The sequence below is a fragment of the Streptomyces sp. NPDC008125 genome (genome assembly GCF_042957125.1).
Taxonomy (GTDB): Bacteria; Actinomycetota; Actinomycetes; order Streptomycetales; family Streptomycetaceae; genus Streptomyces.
On record NZ_JBIBHR010000012.1, the window covers coordinates 256,827 to 273,542 of the forward strand.

General features: G+C 71.7%; 15 protein-coding genes and 2 pseudogenes. 8 read left to right on the forward strand and 9 right to left on the reverse strand.

The window, feature by feature from the left end:
• Positions 1-2: 2 nt before the first annotated feature.
• From ACFZAX_RS22010 to ACFZAX_RS22025, 4 genes and pseudogenes are all read left to right on the forward strand, one after another.
• On the forward strand, positions 3-527 hold the full coding sequence (locus ACFZAX_RS22010) for a helix-turn-helix transcriptional regulator (RefSeq protein WP_390963569.1): 525 nt from the start codon (positions 3-5) through the stop codon (positions 525-527).
• On the forward strand, positions 524-1,240 hold the full coding sequence (locus tag ACFZAX_RS22015) for an ATP-binding cassette domain-containing protein (RefSeq protein WP_390963570.1): 717 nt from the start codon (positions 524-526) through the stop codon (positions 1,238-1,240). The genes ACFZAX_RS22010 and ACFZAX_RS22015 overlap by 4 nt, the downstream gene beginning before the upstream one ends.
• Before the next feature lie 623 nt (positions 1,241-1,863).
• Positions 1,864-2,193 (forward strand): annotated as a pseudogene (locus ACFZAX_RS22020) (FtsX-like permease family protein); the annotation flags it as partial.
• Between the two features lie 1,080 nt (positions 2,194-3,273).
• Positions 3,274-3,597: an FtsX-like permease family protein gene (locus ACFZAX_RS22025; protein ID WP_390963637.1), complete on the forward strand. Its 324-nt coding sequence runs from the start codon at positions 3,274-3,276 to the stop codon at positions 3,595-3,597.
• Between the two features lie 29 nt (positions 3,598-3,626).
• On the opposite strand, the gene ACFZAX_RS22030 is transcribed toward ACFZAX_RS22025, so the two are convergent.
• On the reverse strand, positions 3,627-4,592 hold the full coding sequence (locus ACFZAX_RS22030) for a LysR substrate-binding domain-containing protein (RefSeq protein WP_390963572.1): 966 nt from the start codon (positions 4,590-4,592) through the stop codon (positions 3,627-3,629).
• A gap of 133 nt (positions 4,593-4,725) precedes the next feature.
• Between ACFZAX_RS22030 and ACFZAX_RS22035 the strand changes: the two genes are divergently transcribed.
• Together ACFZAX_RS22035 and ACFZAX_RS22040 are read left to right on the forward strand one after the other, a co-directional pair.
• On the forward strand, positions 4,726-5,280 hold the full coding sequence (locus ACFZAX_RS22035; protein WP_390963573.1) for a redoxin domain-containing protein: 555 nt from the start codon (positions 4,726-4,728) through the stop codon (positions 5,278-5,280).
• Between the two features lie 12 nt (positions 5,281-5,292).
• On the forward strand, positions 5,293-5,826 hold the full coding sequence (locus ACFZAX_RS22040) for a carboxymuconolactone decarboxylase family protein (RefSeq protein ID WP_390963575.1): 534 nt from the start codon (positions 5,293-5,295) through the stop codon (positions 5,824-5,826).
• Between the two features lie 109 nt (positions 5,827-5,935).
• On the opposite strand, the gene ACFZAX_RS22045 is transcribed toward ACFZAX_RS22040, so the two are convergent.
• Entirely contained in the window at positions 5,936-6,919 is a 984-nt protein-coding gene (locus ACFZAX_RS22045) for a WYL domain-containing protein (RefSeq protein ID WP_390963576.1), read from the reverse strand.
• A gap of 125 nt (positions 6,920-7,044) precedes the next feature.
• On the opposite strand from ACFZAX_RS22045, the gene ACFZAX_RS22050 reads away from it, so the two are divergent.
• The gene (locus tag ACFZAX_RS22050; RefSeq protein WP_390963577.1) at positions 7,045-7,443 is read left to right on the forward strand and encodes a VOC family protein; all 399 of its coding nucleotides are present in this window, start codon (positions 7,045-7,047) and stop codon (positions 7,441-7,443) included.
• A 362-nt stretch (positions 7,444-7,805) separates the two neighbouring features.
• Here ACFZAX_RS22050 and ACFZAX_RS22055 read toward each other — a convergent pair.
• The 7 genes and pseudogenes from ACFZAX_RS22055 to ACFZAX_RS22085 form a co-directional block, all read right to left on the reverse strand.
• Positions 7,806-9,179, reverse strand: a pseudogene (locus ACFZAX_RS22055) (AI-2E family transporter); the annotation flags it as partial.
• 145 nt (positions 9,180-9,324) lie between these two features.
• Positions 9,325-10,044 (reverse strand): lytic transglycosylase domain-containing protein, encoded by a 720-nt coding sequence (locus ACFZAX_RS22060; RefSeq protein ID WP_390963578.1) that lies wholly within the window; start codon positions 10,042-10,044, stop codon positions 9,325-9,327.
• Positions 10,045-10,457: 413 nt separating this feature from the next.
• A complete protein-coding gene (locus ACFZAX_RS22065) occupies positions 10,458-11,774 on the reverse strand; it encodes a PhoH family protein (protein WP_327177722.1) in 1,317 nt (438 codons plus the stop codon).
• Between the two features lie 454 nt (positions 11,775-12,228).
• Positions 12,229-12,990, reverse strand: a complete 762-nt coding sequence (locus tag ACFZAX_RS22070) for an isoprenyl transferase (protein ID WP_327180140.1) — start codon at positions 12,988-12,990, stop codon at positions 12,229-12,231.
• Positions 12,991-13,677: 687 nt separating this feature from the next.
• Positions 13,678-14,115 carry a hypothetical protein gene (locus tag ACFZAX_RS22075; RefSeq protein ID WP_390963579.1) on the reverse strand — a complete coding sequence of 146 codons (438 nt, stop codon included), beginning with the start codon at positions 14,113-14,115 and terminating at the stop codon, positions 13,678-13,680.
• 86 nt (positions 14,116-14,201) lie between these two features.
• Positions 14,202-15,038, reverse strand: coding sequence for a methyltransferase domain-containing protein (locus ACFZAX_RS22080; RefSeq protein WP_390963580.1), 837 nt, complete (start codon positions 15,036-15,038; stop codon positions 14,202-14,204).
• A gap of 152 nt (positions 15,039-15,190) precedes the next feature.
• Positions 15,191-16,198, reverse strand: a complete 1,008-nt coding sequence (locus tag ACFZAX_RS22085; RefSeq protein ID WP_390963581.1) for a prepilin peptidase — start codon at positions 16,196-16,198, stop codon at positions 15,191-15,193.
• Between the two features lie 122 nt (positions 16,199-16,320).
• Between ACFZAX_RS22085 and ACFZAX_RS22090 the strand changes: the two genes are divergently transcribed.
• The gene (locus tag ACFZAX_RS22090; RefSeq protein WP_390963583.1) at positions 16,321-16,698 is read left to right on the forward strand and encodes a DUF192 domain-containing protein; all 378 of its coding nucleotides are present in this window, start codon (positions 16,321-16,323) and stop codon (positions 16,696-16,698) included.
• Positions 16,699-16,716 lie beyond the last annotated feature (18 nt).

Genomic DNA, 16,716 nt, shown 5'->3' on the forward strand with positions numbered 1-16,716 from the left:
GCATGTCTATCGGCCACACCCTGCTCGGGCTCCTGGAGTCCGGCCCCCGCCACGGTTACGACCTGAAGCGCACCTTCGACGAGAAGTTCGGCCACGACCGCCCGCTGCACTACGGGCAGGTCTACTCGACCATGTCCCGGCTGCTGAAGAACGGGCTCGTCGAGGTCGACGGCGTGGAGAGCGACGGAGGCCCCGAGCGCAAGCGGTACGCCATCACGGACGCCGGGATCACGGACGTCGCCACGTGGCTCGCCCAGCCGGAGAAGCCGGAGCCGTACCTCCAGTCGACGCTGTACACCAAGGTGGTGCTGGCCATCCTGACCGGCCGCGGCGCCGCCCGGGTGCTGGACACGCAGCGCGCCGAACACCTGCGGCTGATGCGGACGCTGACGGCGCGCAAGCGCGGTGGGGACCTCGCCGACCAGCTGATCTGCGACCACGCGCTCTTCCACCTGGAGGCAGATCTGCGGTGGCTGGAACTGACCGCCGCCCGGCTCGACAAGCTCGCCGAGGTGGTCGCCCCGTGACGTTCCCCGGCCTCCAGCCCTCCGGATCCCCGCTCCCCGGCCCTCTGCTCGGCGCGCGCGACCTGCACAAGACGTACGGCGCGACGCCCGCGCTCGACGGCGCGTCCTTCTCCGTCCGCCCCGGCGAGGTCGTCGCGGTGATGGGCCCCTCCGGCTCCGGCAAGTCCACGCTGCTGCACTGCCTCGCCGGGATCATCACGCCCGACTCCGGCTCGGTCGGCTACGCGGGCCGCGAGCTCTCCACGATGTCCGACGCGGAGCGCAGCGCCCTGCGCCGCACCGAGTTCGGGTTCGTCTTCCAGTTCGGCCAGCTCGTCCCCGAGCTGACCTGCGTGGAGAACGTGGCGCTCCCGCTGCGGCTGAGCGGTGTCCGCCGCAAGCCGGCCGAGCGGACCGCGCTGCACTGGATGGAGCGGCTGGAGGTCGAGAACGTGGCCGGAAAACGCCCCGGTGAGGTCTCCGGTGGCCAGGGCCAGCGCGTCGCGGTCGCCCGCGCCCTCGCGTCCTCCCCGAAGGTGCTCTTCGCGGACGAGCCGACCGGTGCGCTGGACTCCCTCAACGGTGAGCGGGTCATGGAGCTGCTCACCGAAGCCGCCCGCTCCTCCGGGGTCGCGGTGGTGCTGGTGACCCACGAGGCGCGGGTCGCCGCCTACTCCGACCGGGACGTCACCGTCCGGGACGGCCGGGCCACCGACCTGGAGTACGCCCTGTGACCGGACCGGACGCCCGCACGCGCACTCCCGCATGGCTCCGTGACCTCGGGCTCGGTGTCCGCTTCGCCGCGGCGGGCGGGCGCGAGGGCTGGGCGCGCACGGTGCTCACGGCGGTCGGGGTGGGCATCGGCGTGGCGCTGCTGCTCGTCGCCTCCGCCGTCCCGCACCTGCTGGAGACGCGCGACGATCGCAGCGAGGCCCGGTCGGAGAGCCTTTCCTCGCTCGCGCCCGAGACCAACGAGAAGACGGACCGCACGGTCCTCGTCACCCGGATCGACACCGAGTTCCGCAACCGTGCGGTGCAGGGCGTACTGATGCGCGCCGAGGGCTCGCACCCGGTGCTCCCACCGGGCCTGCCGCGCGTCCCCGCCGCCGGCCGGATGTACGTGTCGCCCGCCCTCGCCGAGATGCTGGACGCCCCGGACGGACGCCTGCTGCGCGAGCGTCTGCCGTACCCCGTCGACGGCACGATCTCCGATGCCGGGCTGGTCTCCCCCGGCGAACGCCTCTTCTATCTGGGCAGTTCCACCCTCGACCGGGCGAACGGCGGCCACCGGCTGAACGGTTACGGCGGCGGGCTGCCCGTCCCCCCGCTCAGCCCACTGCTCCTCGTGCTCGGCGTGATGGTCGGCGTGGTGCTGCTGATGCCGGTGGCCATCTTCATCGCCACCGCCGTGCGGTTCGGCGGGGACCGCCGGGACCGCCGCCTCGCCGCACTGCGCCTGGTGGGCGCGGACATCCGCTCGGTCCGCTGGATCGCGGCGGGAGAGGCGCTGTTCGGCGCGCTGCTCGGGCTGGTCTGCGGGGTGGCCCTCTTCCTGGCCGGGCGGCCGTTCGTCGGCTCCCTCTCGGTCTGGGAGCAGAGCGTCTTCCCCGCCGACCTCTCCCCCTCCGCTCCCCTGGTCGCGCTGGTCCTGTGCGCCGTCCCGGTCTGCGCGGTGCTGGTGACCCTGGTCGCCATGCGGTCCGTGGTGGTGGAGCCGCTGGGTGTCGTACGGGACGCGCGCGGCCGGAAGCGGCGGCTCTGGTGGCGGCTGGTGGTGCCGGTGGCCGGGCTCGGTGTCTTCGCCGCACAGGGCAGGGCGCCCGAGGACGGCACGGCCGGGGCGACGCCGGTCGTCATCGGCGCGGTGCTCGTCCTGGGCGGACTGGCGCTGCTGCTGCCCTGGGCGCTGGAGGCGTGCGTGAGCAGGCTGCGCGGCGGCCCGGTGCCCTGGCAGCTGGCCGGGCGCCGGCTCCAGCTGAGCTCGGGGACGGCGGCGCGGACGGTCAGCGGGATCACGGTGGCGGTGGCGGGCGCGGTGGCGCTCCAGATGCTGTTCGCCTCGATGAACGCCGACTTCAACCGGATGACCGGCCAGGACCCCAGCCGGGCCCAGTTCTACATGGCGTCCCAGAACGTCTCCGCCGAGGGCGCCACCGGCGCGATCGCGTCGCTCCGGTCCACCCGGGGCGTGGAGAACGTCATCGGCACGGTGGACGTGTTCGCGACCAAGCCGGGCACGTACACCGAGGACGAGGTCCAGCCCACCACCTCGCTCACGGTCGGCGACTGCGCGACGCTGAAGGAACTGGCCAGGATCGGCGACTGCGCGGACGGCGACACCTTCGTCGCCCACCCCGCCCACGACCGGGAGATGTCCGACTGGGTCGACGAGGCCGCCCGCAAGGGCGAACAGGTCGAGATCGACGACTACGGGACCGCCGACGGACCGGTCCGCTGGACCCTTCCGGCATCGGCGCGGACCGTCACCGGGCGCTTCGACCCGCACGGCGAGGAGACCACGGGCATCCTCGCCACGCTCGGCGCGATCGATCCGGCCACCCTGCCGAGCGCGACGATCGTCCTCCAGGTGAGGATCGACGAGCGGGTGCCGGACGTCTCGGAGTTCGTACGGAACACGGCGGCCGTGATCGATCCCTCGATGCGGGTCGTCGCCCTGAACTCGACCGAGCGGGACGGCCGGTACGCGAGCATCCAGACCGCCCTCAAGGTCGGCGGGACCGCGGTCCTGCTGCTGATGGCCGTCTCGATGCTGGTGCAGCAACTGGAGCAGCTCCGGGAGCGGCGCAGGCTGCTGGCGGTCCTGGTGGCCTTCGGGACCCGGCGCTCGACGCTGGGGTGGTCGGTGCTCTGGCAGACGGCGATCCCGGTGGGCGTGGGCCTGGTGGTCGCGGTCGTCGGCGGGCTGGCGCTGGGCTGGGGGCTGTCCTGGATGACCGCCAAACCGGTCTCCGACTGGTGGCTGTTCCTGCCGATGGCCGGCGCGGGCGCGAGCGTGGTGCTGCTGGTGACGCTGCTCTCGCTGCCGGTGCTCTGGCGCCTGATGCGGCCGGACGGGCTGCGCACGGAGTAGTCGCGCGGCGGGGCGGCAGCCGCCGGGGTTCACCCGTCCCCGGCGGCCGTCACCCGTACCGGCAGCGCGGCCATCGTCTCGCGCAGCGCGGCGGCGAACTGGCCGAACTCCTCGTGCCGGGCGGTCCCGGTCCGCATGGCCAGCGCGACCCGCCGCGACGGGGCGGGTTCGGCGAAGCGGGCGGTGGCCAGCGCCGGGTTGCGGCCGGTCTCCACGGCCACGGCGGTACGCGGCAGCAGGGTCACCCCGAGGCCCCCGGCGACGAGCTGCACGAGGGTGGAGAGCCCGGCGGCGGTCGTCGTCACCGGTGCCCCGTCCGTACGCCCGGCCTCCCGGCAGATGTCCAGCGCCTGGTCGCGCAGACAGTGGCCCTCGTCGAGCAGCAGCAGCGGCAGGCCGCGCAGCTCCTCGCGGGGGAGGTCCTCGCGCCCGCCGAGCCGGTGGTCCCGCTCGGTGACCAGCACGAAGTCCTCGTCGAAGAGCGGCAGCACGGTCACCCCGGGGTGACCGAGCGGCACGGCGAGCAGCAGCAGGTCGAGCCGTCCGGCGGAGAGCCCCTCAAGGAGCGAGGTGGTCTGCTCCTCGTGGACCTGGAGGTCGAGTTCGGGGTACCGGTCGTGGACGAGGCGCAGCACGGTCGGCAGCAGGTACGGGGCGACGGTCGGGATCACGCCGAGCCGCAGGGTTCCGGTGAACGGCGCGCGTACCGCTTCGGCCTCCTCGATGAGCGCGCCGACCGCGTCCATGACGGCACCGGCGCGGAGGGCGAGACGTTCGCCCGCCGTCGAGAGCAGCACCTTGCGCGTCGTCCGCTCGATGAGCTGGACACCGAGTGCCTCCTCCAGCGAGGAAACGGCCCCGGAGAGGGCGGGCTGGCTCATCCCGATCGCCGCCGCCGCGTCCCGGAAGTGCAGGTGCTCCGCGACGGCCACGAAGGCGCGCAGCTGCGAGAGGCTGGGTTGTTTGGTCCTGTTGCCCTGGATTGCCTGAGCCACTGATAGGTACCTCCGATCATCGGAACCGAGTGTAGCTATTTCCGCGATCAATGCACTCTGTGCCAAGGTGGAGTCAGTCCAACCCTCCAGGAAGGCCCCCAAAAGGGGAATTCCTGACCTGCTAGGAGATCGCGTGCTCACTGTTGGTGACAAGTTCCCCGAGTTCGACCTGACCGCCTGCGTGTCGCTGGAGAGCGGCAAGGAGTTCGCTCGGATCAACCACAAGACCTACGAGGGTCAGTGGAAGATCGTCTTCGCGTGGCCCAAGGACTTCACCTTCGTGTGCCCGACCGAGATCGCCGCCTTCGGAAAGCTGAACGACGAGTTCGCCGACCGCGACGCCCAGATCCTCGGCTTCTCCGGCGACTCCGAGTTCGTGCACCACGCCTGGCGCAAGGACCACCCGGACCTGACCGACCTGCCCTTCCCGATGATGGCCGACTCGAAGCACGAGCTCATGCGTGACCTCGGCATCGAGGGCGAGGACGGCTTCGCGCAGCGCGCCGTCTTCATCGTCGACCAGAACAACGAGATCCAGTTCACGATGGTGACCGCCGGTTCCGTGGGCCGTAACCCCAAGGAGGTCCTGCGGGTCCTCGACGCCCTGCAGACCGACGAGCTCTGCCCGTGCAACTGGACCAAGGGCGAGAACACCCTGGACCCGGTCGCCCTCCTCTCCGGCGAGTGAGCTGATATCACCATGGCACTCGACGAACTCAAGTCCGCCATACCGGACTTCGCGAAGGACCTGAAGCTGAACCTCGGTTCGGTCATCGGCAACAGCGAGCTGCCGCAGCAGCAGCTCTGGGGCACCGTGCTCGCCTGCGCGATCGCCTCGCGTTCGCCGAAGGTCCTGCGCGAGCTGGAGCCGGAGGCCAAGGCCAACCTCTCCGCGGAGGCGTACACCGCCGCGAAGTCGGCCGCCGCCATCATGGCGATGAACAACGTCTTCTACCGGACCCGGCACCTGTTGTCGGACCCGGAGTACGGCAACCTCCGCGCGGGTCTGCGGATGAACGTCATCGGCAAGCCGGGCGTGGAGAAGGTCGACTTCGAGCTGTGGTCGCTCGCCGTCTCCGCGATCAACGGCTGCGGCCAGTGCCTGGACTCCCACGAGCAGGTGCTCCGCCAGGCCGGCGTGGGCCGTGAGACGATCCAGGAGGCCGTGAAGATCGCCTCGGTGCTCCAGGCCGTCGGCGTCACCCTCGAAGCCGAGGCCGTGCTCGCCGAATAGGACAGCGGTACCTTGTACGAGAAGGACCCGCGGACGACCGACCGTCCGCGGGTCCTTCTTTTCTGGTGTGCGCGGGGGCTGCCCGCTCCTCCGTGTCCGCCCGCCCGCGTCAGGTCCGGCGGGCGCGGGCGGCGAAGCGGTCGGCGTACGCGACGACGAGGTCGCGCAGTTCGTCCGGGCGCTCGACGACGAACGGCCGGTCCAGCGAGGCGAGTACCGGGGGCAGCCAGTCGAGCCGCTCCGCCCGCAGTTCGACACGGTGCCAGCGCTCGGCCCCCGGGGCGGTGTCCGCGGGGGGTTCGTCCAGGCTCGCGACGGCCGCGGGGAGCCGGGCTCGGATCTGCTCGGCCGTACCGTGGATGCGCAGGGTCACCCGGTGCCGGTAGGCGGCCGCGGCGAACCCGGACAGGAGCCGTTCGGCCGGCCCGGGTCCCTCGGGGGCCTCGAAGGAACCGGGCAGGGTCCTCGCGCCCGCGACGCGGTCGAGCCGGAAGGTCCGGTCCTCGCCGATCCCGGGGTCCGTGCCGGTGACGTACCAGCGGCCCGCGTGGGCGACGATCCCGTACGGGTGCAGCCCGCGCTCGCCGCGCCGGCCGTCACGGCCGGTGTATGCGATCGAGAGCGGCCGGCGGTGACGTACCGCGTCGGCGACGGTGAGCAGGACCCCGGCGTCCGGGGCGGCCGGCTCGCCGGGCGGATCCGTGAAGGCCAGGGTCTCCAGAACCGTGGCGAGCCTGCGGGCGACGTGCTCGGGCAGCACCCGGCGGATCTTGGCGGCGGCCGTCTCGCCCGCCGTGTCCGCCGTCGTCGTCAGCCCGGCACGGCGCCCGGCGATCAGGCCGAGCAGCACGGCGAGCGCCTCGTCGTCGCTGAACATGAGCGGGGGCACGCGGTGTCCGGGGCCGATCCGGTAGCCGCCGTAGCGGCCGCGCACCGTCTCGACGGGCACGTCGAGGTCGATCAGATGGCCGACGTACCGCCGCACGGTACGGACGTCGACGCCGAGCCGGCCTGCCAGTTCCGCGGTCGTGCGGACACCGCCCGACTGCAGCAGCTCCAGGAGGGCGAGCACACGGCCGGCGGGGCGGGTCATGGCCCGGAGCCTAGCGCGAGCGTTCGCGGGCCCGAGGAATCTCGCCGCCCATACCGGACCGTTTCTGTCCGGTATTGCTTCTAACGTGCGCAGTGCAGCGATTCCACCGCACCAAGGAGACCGCCATGGACCTCGCATCGATCCGCATCATCACCGGCGACATCTCGCGTCTCGTCGAGTTCTACGAGAAGGCCACCGGCGTGCCGGCGACCTGGTCGACCGAGGACTTCGCCGAGATCAGGACCGCCGGCGCCACGCTCGCCATCGGCAGCACCCGCACCGTGCCCTTGTTCGCACCGGGCTCCGCCCGCCCCGCGGAGAACCACAGTGTGATCATCGAGTTCCTCGTCGAGGACGTGGACCGCGTGTACGGGAACCTCACCGGCTTCGTCGCCGACTTCGTCAACGAGCCCACCACGATGCCCTGGGGCAACCGGTCGCTGTTGTTCCGCGACCCCGACGGCACCCTCGTCAACTTCTTCACCCCCCTCACCCCGGCGGCCACCGCGAGGGCCGCCCGCTGACGGCCCGGACGCCCGGACACCGCGCAGCCCCCTCGCACGCGGGAGCCCCGGGGCCCGTGGGTCCCGGGGCTCAGGGGTCCTGGGGCTCATGGGTCCCGGGGCTCATGGGTCCCGGGGCTCATGGGTCCTGGGGCTCATGGGTCCTGGGGCTCGTCCCGTCCGTCTCGCTCCGCCCGTCACGCCCGGGGGCGGTCCTCGCCCTCTCCGGGTGCGTCGTGCGCCTCGGTGGGCGCGTCCTCGGCCGACCGGGCGCTGCCGCCGTCGGCCGGACCCGCGGTCGCCGTCCGCGTAGCACCCGTCCCCGTACCGCCCGTCCCCGTACCGCCCGTCCCTGTACCACCCGTCCCGTCGCCGCCCGGGTACGACTCGTCGTACCGGTCCTCCGGCGGGGTGCCGGGGGCAGGGGTGGGGGCCACGTCGAGTGCGGAGGCGCCGTGCGGGTGCGGGGCGTGCCGCTGGGCCTCCTGGCGGCTGTACGACCGCAGATAGCCGACCACCGTGTTCGTGACGGCGACCAGCGGTACGGCGACCACCGCGCCGCCGATGCCCGCGACCATCCCGCCGGCCGCGACGGAGAGCACCACGGCGAGCGGGTGGACCCGCACCGCCCGGCCGAGGATGAACGGCTGGAGGATGTGTCCCTCGATCTGCTGCACCGCCAGCACCACGATCAGCACCATGAGGGCGGTGAACACCCCTTCGGTGACGAGCGCGACGACCACCGCCAGCGCCCCGGAGACCACGGCACCGACCAGCGGGATGAAGGCGAAGAGGAAGATGAACACGGCGAGCGGGACCGCCATCGGCACGTCGAGGAAGTAGATCCCGAGCCCGATGAAGATGGCGTCGATCATCGCGACGATCACGGTGCCCCGCACGTAGGCGGTGAGGGTGCGCCAGGCGCGCGGCCCGGCGCCGGCGACACCCGGGCGGGCCTGGGCGGGGACCAGCTTGAGGGTCCACTCCCAGATCCGCTTGCCGTCGTAGAGCAGGAAGAGCGTCGAGAACATCGCGAGCAGCATCCCGGTGAGGAACTCGACCATCACCGTCACGCCCTGGAGGCCGGCGGAGGTGATCTCCTCGGTGTTGGTGCCGATGGTGTCGCTGAGGTTCTTGGCGATGTCGTTGATCTGCGACTCGGTGACGTGGAAGGGGCTGTCGAGCAACCAGCGCTTCAACTCGTCGATCCCGTCACGGACCTTGTCGGAGAGCGTGTCGAGGTTGTCCATCACCTGCCAGACGACGAACCAGCCGACCAGCCCCATGATGACGAAGCCCAGTACGGCGGTGACGGCGGTGGCCAGGCCGCGCGGCAGCCCGTACCGCCTGAGGCGCACCACGGTCGGCTGGAGCAGCGCCGTGACGAGCAGGGCGGCGACGAAGGCGAGCACGACGAGCTGGACGGCGCTGATGACCCGCATCAGCACCCAGAGAGTGCCCGCGAGCACGAGCAGCCGCCAGCCCGCCTCGGCGGCGACCCGCATGCCCCAGGGGATGGCGGCCACCGGATGGGCCCGGGCGGCGACGTCGGGGGCGTAGGCGGGCGGCGCGGGCACCTGGCATGTCGCGTCGGCGGCGCTCTGCGCGGCCGGGGCGTGGTGGTGCCGGTGATGCGCGTGCGCGTGCCCGGACTCGGCCTCCTCGGCCTCGGCTCGTTGCCGCCGCTCGTCCAGGCGGTCGGCCAGGTCCGTCAGTTCGGACCCCACTCGTCCGAGCCAACCGGGCAGTTTCGACATACGTGGGCCCTCTCCCCCGTGGGTGTGCACCGACCGTCTACCCCCGAACGGCCGGAATGCGACCGTACATGGGCAACGTGTCGCACCACGCACGATGCCCCGCACCGTTGGACGGTGCGGGGCATCGGAAGGTTGAGCGACTGGTCTAGTACCAGCTGTTGGCCTGCCAGAACGACCAGGCGCCGCAGGGGCTGCCGTAGCTGGCGTTCATGTAGCTGAGGCCCCACTTGATCTGCGTGGCCGGGTTGGTCTGCCAGTCGGCGCCCGCGGAGGACATCTTGGAGCCCGGGAGTGCCTGGACCAGACCGTACGCGCCGGAGGAGGCGTTGACCGCGCGGTAGTTCCACGTCGACTCGTGGTTCACGATGTTGCTGAAGCACTGGAACTGGTCGGCGGGGATCATCTGCCGGGCCATCGCCTGTACCTCGGCGACGCTGTACGAGCCCTGGGCGGAGAACGACGTGGCGTCGCGGACGGCCGAGCGGCTGGCGCGCTCCTCGGCGTCCTTGGCGTCCTGGGCCTCCTTGGCTTCCTTCTCGCGCTCCGCCTGGTCCTCGGCCGCCTGCTTCTTGCTCTTGGCGTCCTTGGCGGCCTGGAGCCGGGCGGACTCCTCGGCGGACTTCTTCGCGGCGGCGTCGGCGGCGGATGCCTGGGCATCGGCCTGCTGCGTCAGCGAAGCGGTCTGGACCTGGGCCTGGTGGCCCACGGGGATGTCTGCGAGCAGCGTGGTGTCGGCTGCGGTCGCCTCGAAGTTGTTGTCGTCGACAGCGGGAGTGCTGCCCGAAGCAACGCCTACGACGGCGCCAACGGTGGTGACCGCGGTGGCTGATGCCACTGCGAACCCCCGGACCGAGATCCGGCTCACACGGTGTCCTTCCAGCATCGCCCGCTTAGGTGACCTCGCGGGCGCGATCGTGCCCTCTGACACTGGCCTCCCTACTGCTTGGGTCACGGGAGGCACGGGCCCGGTGGGCGACTTCCTCGCGGAAGTGCCGCGTAGTGCTCGCGGGCGGCATACGGAGATCGGTTGTTGAGTTGTGTGGTGCTGAGCGCCTCGGAAGGTGCCCGGTTTCCGTATGCGGGGCCTGACGGAAGCAAGACTCTGCCGGACAAGGACGCCGGGAAGCAATTCCCTGTTGCGTGGGAAAGCTCACACGCCGTTTACACCACCCGTTTGACGGAAATGACGGCGCGACATGAAGACGCCCGGCTAAGCTCCTTCGCTCACCGGGCGACCCTCACGGACATGCAGGACAGATCATCGAATCTGTCGTTGTTCTACCCCTCTTCGAGCATTTCGGTCACCAGTGCGGCGATTTGCGAACGCTCGGAGCGGGTGAGTGTCACGTGGGCGAAGAGCGGATGACCCTTCAGCTTCTCCACGACGGCGACCACTCCGTCGTACCGCCCGACTCTGAGGTTGTCCCGCTGGGCCACGTCATGGGTGAGCACCACACGGGAATTCGCCCCGATACGGGACAGAACGGTCAGCAGGACGTTGCGTTCGAGAGACTGCGCCTCGTCGACGATCACGAACGCGTCGTGCAGCGAGCGGCCCCGGATATGGGTGAGCGGCAGGACTTCCAGCATGCCGCGCCCCAGCACCTCCTCGATCACCTCGCGCCCGGCCACCGCCGAGAGCGTGTCGAAGACGGCCTGCGCCCAGGGGCTCATCTTCTCGGCCTCGCTGCCCGGGAGATAGCCCAGCTCCTGCCCGCCGACCGCGTACAGCGGCCGGAAGACCATCACCTTCTGGTGCTGGCGGCGCTCCAGGACGGCTTCGAGGCCGGCGCAGAGCGCCAGCGCCGACTTGCCCGTACCGGCCCGGCCGCCGAGCGACACGATGCCGACCTCCGGGTCGAGCAGCAGATCGAGCGCGATCCGCTGTTCGGCGCTGCGGCCGTGGATGCCGAACGCCTCCCGGTCCCCTCGCACCAGGCGGACGTTGCCCTGCGCCGTGACCCGGCCGAGCGCCTTGCCCCGCTCGGACTGGAGGACGAGCCCGGTGTGCACCGGGAGTTCGGCCGCCTCGGGGACGTACAGCGTCTCCTCGGCGAACAGCAGGTCCACCTGCTCGCCGGAGAGCGGCAGTTCGGCCATGCCGGTGTGGCCCGAGTCGGTGATGGCGAGCTCGGCGCGGTACTCCTCGGCGAGCAGCCCGACCGAGGACGCCTTGATGCGCAGCGGCAGGTCCTTGGAGACGACGGTGACGTCGTACCCCTCGGCCTGGAGGTTGCGCGCCACCGCGAGAATCCGTGAGTCGTTGTCCCCCAGCCGGTAGCCGGCGGGCAGCACGCCGGGGTCGGAGTGGTTGAGTTCGACACGGAGCGTGCCGCCCAGGTCCCCGAGGGGGATCGGGGCGTCGAGCCTGCCGTACCGGACGCGGAAGTCGTCGAGCAGACGCAGGGCCTGCCGGGCGAAGTAACCGAGCTCCGGGTGGTGCCTTTTGGCCTCCAGCTCCGTGACGACGACGATCGGCAGCACGACTTCGTGCTCGTCGAAGCGCGTCATGGCGTTGGGGTCGGCCAGCAGGACGCTGGTGTCGAGAACATAGGTGCGCCTGTCGGGCATGCGGCGCTTTGAGCTGGTCACCACGGAAGGACGTACCCCCTCGGACGAGGTCGGGGAGTGCGACGGACGTCGCGGAACTTCCCGGAGGAAGAGGACGGACCGGGTTCGGCCCCGAATGCGCGGGCCGAACGCCGGCCCTCCGCGTCGGACGTACGGTGCGTACGGTCCTTCGTGTGCAAAGGGCCTCCCGGGTGGACGGTCCGGTGGGCCGCCCACGTGATGCGACGTCCGCCTGGTTGCTGACCGGACGTCGACCTGTCAGGGGTATTCCCTCGAACGCCCGAAGCCATGCCACGGGTTGCGCCACCGTCCCGAGGCGCCCAGGTGGACACGTGGCAACCGCCGGGCGACGGATGCCCCCACGCGCCACGAGGGCGCCCCCGGTCGGTGGGGACGCCCTCGTGGCGCGGTGCGTACGTATGTCTCGTGGCGTGGTGCGTACGTATATAAGGAGCAGGCGCGGACCCGGGGGCTCGGCTCAGGCGCCGTAGCGGCGGTGGCGGGCCGCGTAGTCGCGGAGCGCGCGGAGGAAGTCGACCTTGCGGAAGGCCGGCCAGAAGACCTCGCAGAAGTAGTACTCGGAGTGAGCGCTCTGCCACAGCATGAATCCGGAGAGACGCTGCTCGCCGCTCGTACGGATCACCAGGTCGGGGTCGGGCTGGCCGCGGGTGTAGAGGTGCTCGGAGATGAGGTCGGTGGAGACGACCTCGGCAAGCTCCTCGAAGGTGGTGCCCTTGTCGGCGTGGTCCAGGAGCAGCGACCGCACGGCGTCGGCAATCTCCTGGCGGCCGCCGTAGCCGACGGCGACGTTCACGATTATCCCGTCGATGTCGGCGGTGGCCTGTTCCGCCTCCTTGAGGACCAGCTGGGTCTGCGCGGGGAGCAGGTCCATGGTGCCCACGTGGTGGACCCGCCAGCGGCCGTCCGACGCCAGGTTGCTCACCGTGTTCTCGATGATGCCGAGAAGGGGCTTCAGCTCGGCTTCGGGGCGGTCGAAATTGTCCGTCGACAGCAGCCAGAGAGTGACGACCTCGACATCGGTCTCGTTGCACCAGCCGAGCAGCTCGGAGATCTTGTCCGCTCCGGCCTGGTGCCCCTGCACCGCGGAACCACCGGACGCCTTCGCCCAGCGGCGGTTGCCGTCGAGGATGACCCCGATGTGCTTCGGCACCTGCGAGTGGTCCAGCCGGCCTTCCACCCGGCGTGCGTAGAGCCCGTACACCAGGTCGCGCAAGTTCACTGAGTTCACCCTCTCGGTTCCGTACGGGTCATCGGCCCGCCTGCCCCTTCACGGGGATACGGGGACCTCCCCGTGGGGGTTCGCCGCCATGTCCGCACGGCCCCGCGCGGACGAGTGCCGCGCCGCGCGCCGGCATTCCCCGAAGCCGTCACATTACTGCGGGAAGGCGGCACGGGCCCAACCCGGTCTGTCACAACTCCGCGAAAAACAGAGAAATGTGAGCACTCACCCACCTCTCGTACCCCCGCGTCGCGCGCCGACTGCGGGGAGTGCCGGGCCCGCGCCGGAGGCTCCGGCGGGTAGGGCGGCGGAAGGCCGGGTGGACGGGCGGAAGGCCGGGTGGGGGGCGGAGAGGCGGAGGGGTGGAGAAGGCGGAGACGGAACCGAAGCGTGGGCCCGAAAAAATTCGGGCCGGTCCGTGGGGGGGGATACGGACCGGCCCGAGGGGGGGAGCTCCACCCTAACCCTTCGTGAGCGTTTCCGCCTGCCGCGCCACTCCACCACTACTCTCCGGATCCACCGGACTCCGTTCCGGGCAGGGAATCCGACATTCCGGGCGTGAGGGGGGAGCCTGGGACGGATGCGGGGACGATTCGGACCGGGGGCGTGGTCCGAGCCTGGGGCCGGTGTCGACGCCGGCTTCGGGACCGGATTCGAGGCGGCTTCGGGGCCGGTTGCAGACCGGTTTCAGGCCGGGTGGAAGCGGATGACGAGCGCGTCCCCGGCAGCGACCACGAAGTCGCCGTTCTCGCAGTGGATGACGGCCTCGCGCACCTCGTCGTTCTCGTCCCTGCTCTCCCGCGCTCCGGTGACCGTCCAGCCTCCCCCGTACGGGGCGGGCGGCACGCTGTTCAACGGGCCGTGCAGCCACAGCCCTGCGGGCACGCACCATTCGGGCAGGTGGGGCCAGGTGCCGGCGGTCACCCGGAGCGTCCAGTCGGTGGCGCAGGTCATGAGGACGGACCGGTCGTCAGCGAGGACGAACTCGACCGCTTCGGCGCCGCCGGCCCGGCCGTCCGGGCGGTAGAAGACACCGTGGACGCCGATGATCCGGGCGCCCCGGAGCCAGTCGGACCTGCCCGAGCGGTGCCGGCCGGCCGTCCCCCCGGACTGCTCGCTCCCCACGACACGCTCCCTCTCTCCGTACAACTCGTCCAGGATCGCACTCTGCGGTACAAGACGGCACAAGGGGAGGGAGGTTAATGATTTCCTCACCGAAAGCCGTTCTGCGGGGCGTCGGTCGGCCTGCGCGCCTCGATCAGGAAGCGCGTGGTGCGGGCGGTGAAAGCGCCTTCGGTCTCGATCCGCCGGTGCAGCGACTCCAGTTGTGGCCGGTAGGCGTCGACCGTGAAGCCCGGCACCATCCAGATGACCTTGCGGAGGAAGTAGACGACGGCCCCGATGTCGAAGAACGCGGTGTCCAGCGACTCCGTCCGCAGGTCGGTCACCACGAGCCCCGCCGCCTCGGCCTCGGCGCGGGCCCGCTCGGGGTCGCGGGCGGCGTACGCCGAGGGCGGCAGCGGGCCGAGGAAGTGCTCGACGAGCTCGAAGACGCTCGCCGGCCCGACCTGCTGGGAGAAGTACGTACCGCCGGGGGCCAGGACCCGGGCGATCTCCTGCCACCAGGTGGTGACCGGGTGCCTGCTGGTCACCAGGTCGAAGGCGCCGTCCCCGAACGGCAGCGGCGGCTCGTCGGAGTCCACGACCACCACCGCCCCGCGCGGGTGGAGCAGGCCGGTGGCGCGGGCCACGTTCGGCGGCCAGGACTCGGTGGCCACCATGAGCGGCGGGAGTACGGGGGCCGAGGCCAGTACCTCGCCGCCGCCGGTCTGGAGGTCGAGCGCGGCAGTGGCCCGACCGAGCCGGTCGGCCATGGCGCGGGCGTACCCCCACGAGGGCCGCTGTTCGGTCGCCCGCCCGTCCAGCCAGGAGAAGTCCCAGCCGTCGATCGGCGCCGCCTCCGCCTCGGCCACCAGCGCGGCGAAGCGGTCGGCGGACGCCCCGGTGGGAGGCGGGGAGACGGCGGGGTTCTCGGGCTGCTCGGGCATGTCCGCAGGGTCGCAGGACGGCGCCGCGACCGCGAACGGTTTTGGGGGCCTGTGTCTTGGGGTTCGGCCGCCGGTTTCGGGAGCCGGTTTCGGGAGCCGGGGCCCTTCGCCCAGCCGGCGGTACCTCGCCCCGGCCTGCCCGTGGCCGGGCGTCACAGGGCGCCCAGAACGACACCGGTCAGCGCGCCCGCGATCATGAAGGGGCCGAACGGGATGCCCGTACGACGGTTCGCGCGCCGCAGCACCAGCAGCCCGAGGCCGTACGCGGCGCCGAAAAGGAACCCGGCGAACCCGCCCGCGACCAGCACGGGCCAGCCGTACCAGCCGAGCACCACTCCCAGGGAGAGGGCGAGCTTCACGTCGCCGAAACCCATCCCGTTCGGGTTGATCAGATGGAGCACCAGGTAGAAGCAGCCCAGTTCGGCCCCGCCGAGCAGCGCCCCGGTCCAGGAGCCCACGTGCTCCGGCAGCAGGGCCACCGCGCCCAGGAGGACGACGGCGGCTCCGGCCAGCGGCAGGGTCAGCTGATCGGGGAGCCGGTGGACCCGGTGGTCGACGGCCGCGAGGAGTACGGCGACGGGGGTGAGCAGCAGCCAGACGGCGAGCTCGGGACGCGCCCCCGTCGCCGCGGCCAGCAGGGCGCAGACCAGGGCGGTCACCACGGGGAGGGCGAACTGCGGCGCGTACGGGGCGGGGGCTGGGGTGGGGGTGAGGGTGGGGGCTGGGGTGGGGCTCGAGCCTGTGGTGCCGGTCGCGTCCGTGGTGCCCGTCGTGCCCGGCGCGTCCGTCGTGCCCGGCGCGTCCGTGGTGCCCGGCGTGTCTGTGGTGCCCGGCGTGTCTGTGCTGCCCGGCGCGTCTGTGCTGCTCGGCGTGTCTGTGCTGCCCGGCGCGCAGGACGGGCAGCGGGCGGGGCCCAGCCAGCCACGGGTGAAGCTGCGGCCCGTGCTGCCGGTGCTGCCGGTGCTGCTGGTGCTGGTGCTGGTGCTGGTGCTGCTGGTGCTGCTGGTGCTGCCGGTAAACGGATGTCCGGCAGGGCAGGCGTCCCGCCACTTCTCCTCAGGCTCCACCGAGAACCGGTACGCGGCACGCGGGATCAGCAGCCCGGTGGCAGCGCCCCAGACGGCGGCGAAGGTGACGACGGCGATCCAGGTGGCGTCCACGGCCCCGACCCTAATCGCACTCCCCCGCACCGGTCTTGGGCCTCAGGGCCCACTGACGGGACTGCGTGCTCTTTTACCCGACAGGGCGCGGGCCCCTCCGGCGGGCGCTACGGTCGGTGCCCATGGGCAGATGGCGTGATGGCGACGGAACACTGACCGTCGGTACGGGCGGCGAGGCGCGGACGGTCCCGCTGCGGGTGGCTGCTTCGTACCGGGCACGTACCCGAGGGCTGCTCGGGCAGGACGGGATCGAGGGGGCATTGCTGCTCACACCCTGTTCGAGCGTCCATACCTTCCGGATGCGGTTCGCCATCGACGTGGCCTATCTGGACCGGAAGTTGAACGTGGTCGCCGTCCGCACGATGAGGCCGGGCCGACTCGGCCTCCCCCGGCTGCGTGCCCGCCACGCGGTGGAGTCGGAGGCAGGGGCGATGGCCGAATGGGGGCTTCGGCCGGGAGTTCGGGTGACGGTGGACCTGGCGGGGTCGGTATCCGGTTGAGCTCACCCGACGAGGGTT

Bases quoted from the DNA above. Each gene is read 5' to 3' on its own strand.
- ACFZAX_RS22090 (WP_390963583.1), top strand. From the start codon at position 16,321: ATGGGCAGATGGCGTGATGGCGACGGAACACTGACCGTCGGTACGGGC.
- ACFZAX_RS22050 (WP_390963577.1), top strand. From the start codon at position 7,045: ATGGACCTCGCATCGATCCGCATCATCACCGGCGACATCTCGCGTCTC.
- ACFZAX_RS22010 (WP_390963569.1), top strand. From the start codon at position 3: ATGTCTATCGGCCACACCCTGCTCGGGCTCCTGGAGTCCGGCCCCCGC.
- ACFZAX_RS22045 (WP_390963576.1), bottom strand. From the start codon at position 6,919: ATGACCCGCCCCGCCGGCCGTGTGCTCGCCCTCCTGGAGCTGCTGCAG.
- ACFZAX_RS22040 (WP_390963575.1), top strand. From the start codon at position 5,293: ATGGCACTCGACGAACTCAAGTCCGCCATACCGGACTTCGCGAAGGAC.
- ACFZAX_RS22025 (WP_390963637.1), top strand. From the start codon at position 3,274: ATGCTGGTGCAGCAACTGGAGCAGCTCCGGGAGCGGCGCAGGCTGCTG.
- ACFZAX_RS22080 (WP_390963580.1), bottom strand. From the start codon at position 15,038: ATGCCCGAGCAGCCCGAGAACCCCGCCGTCTCCCCGCCTCCCACCGGG.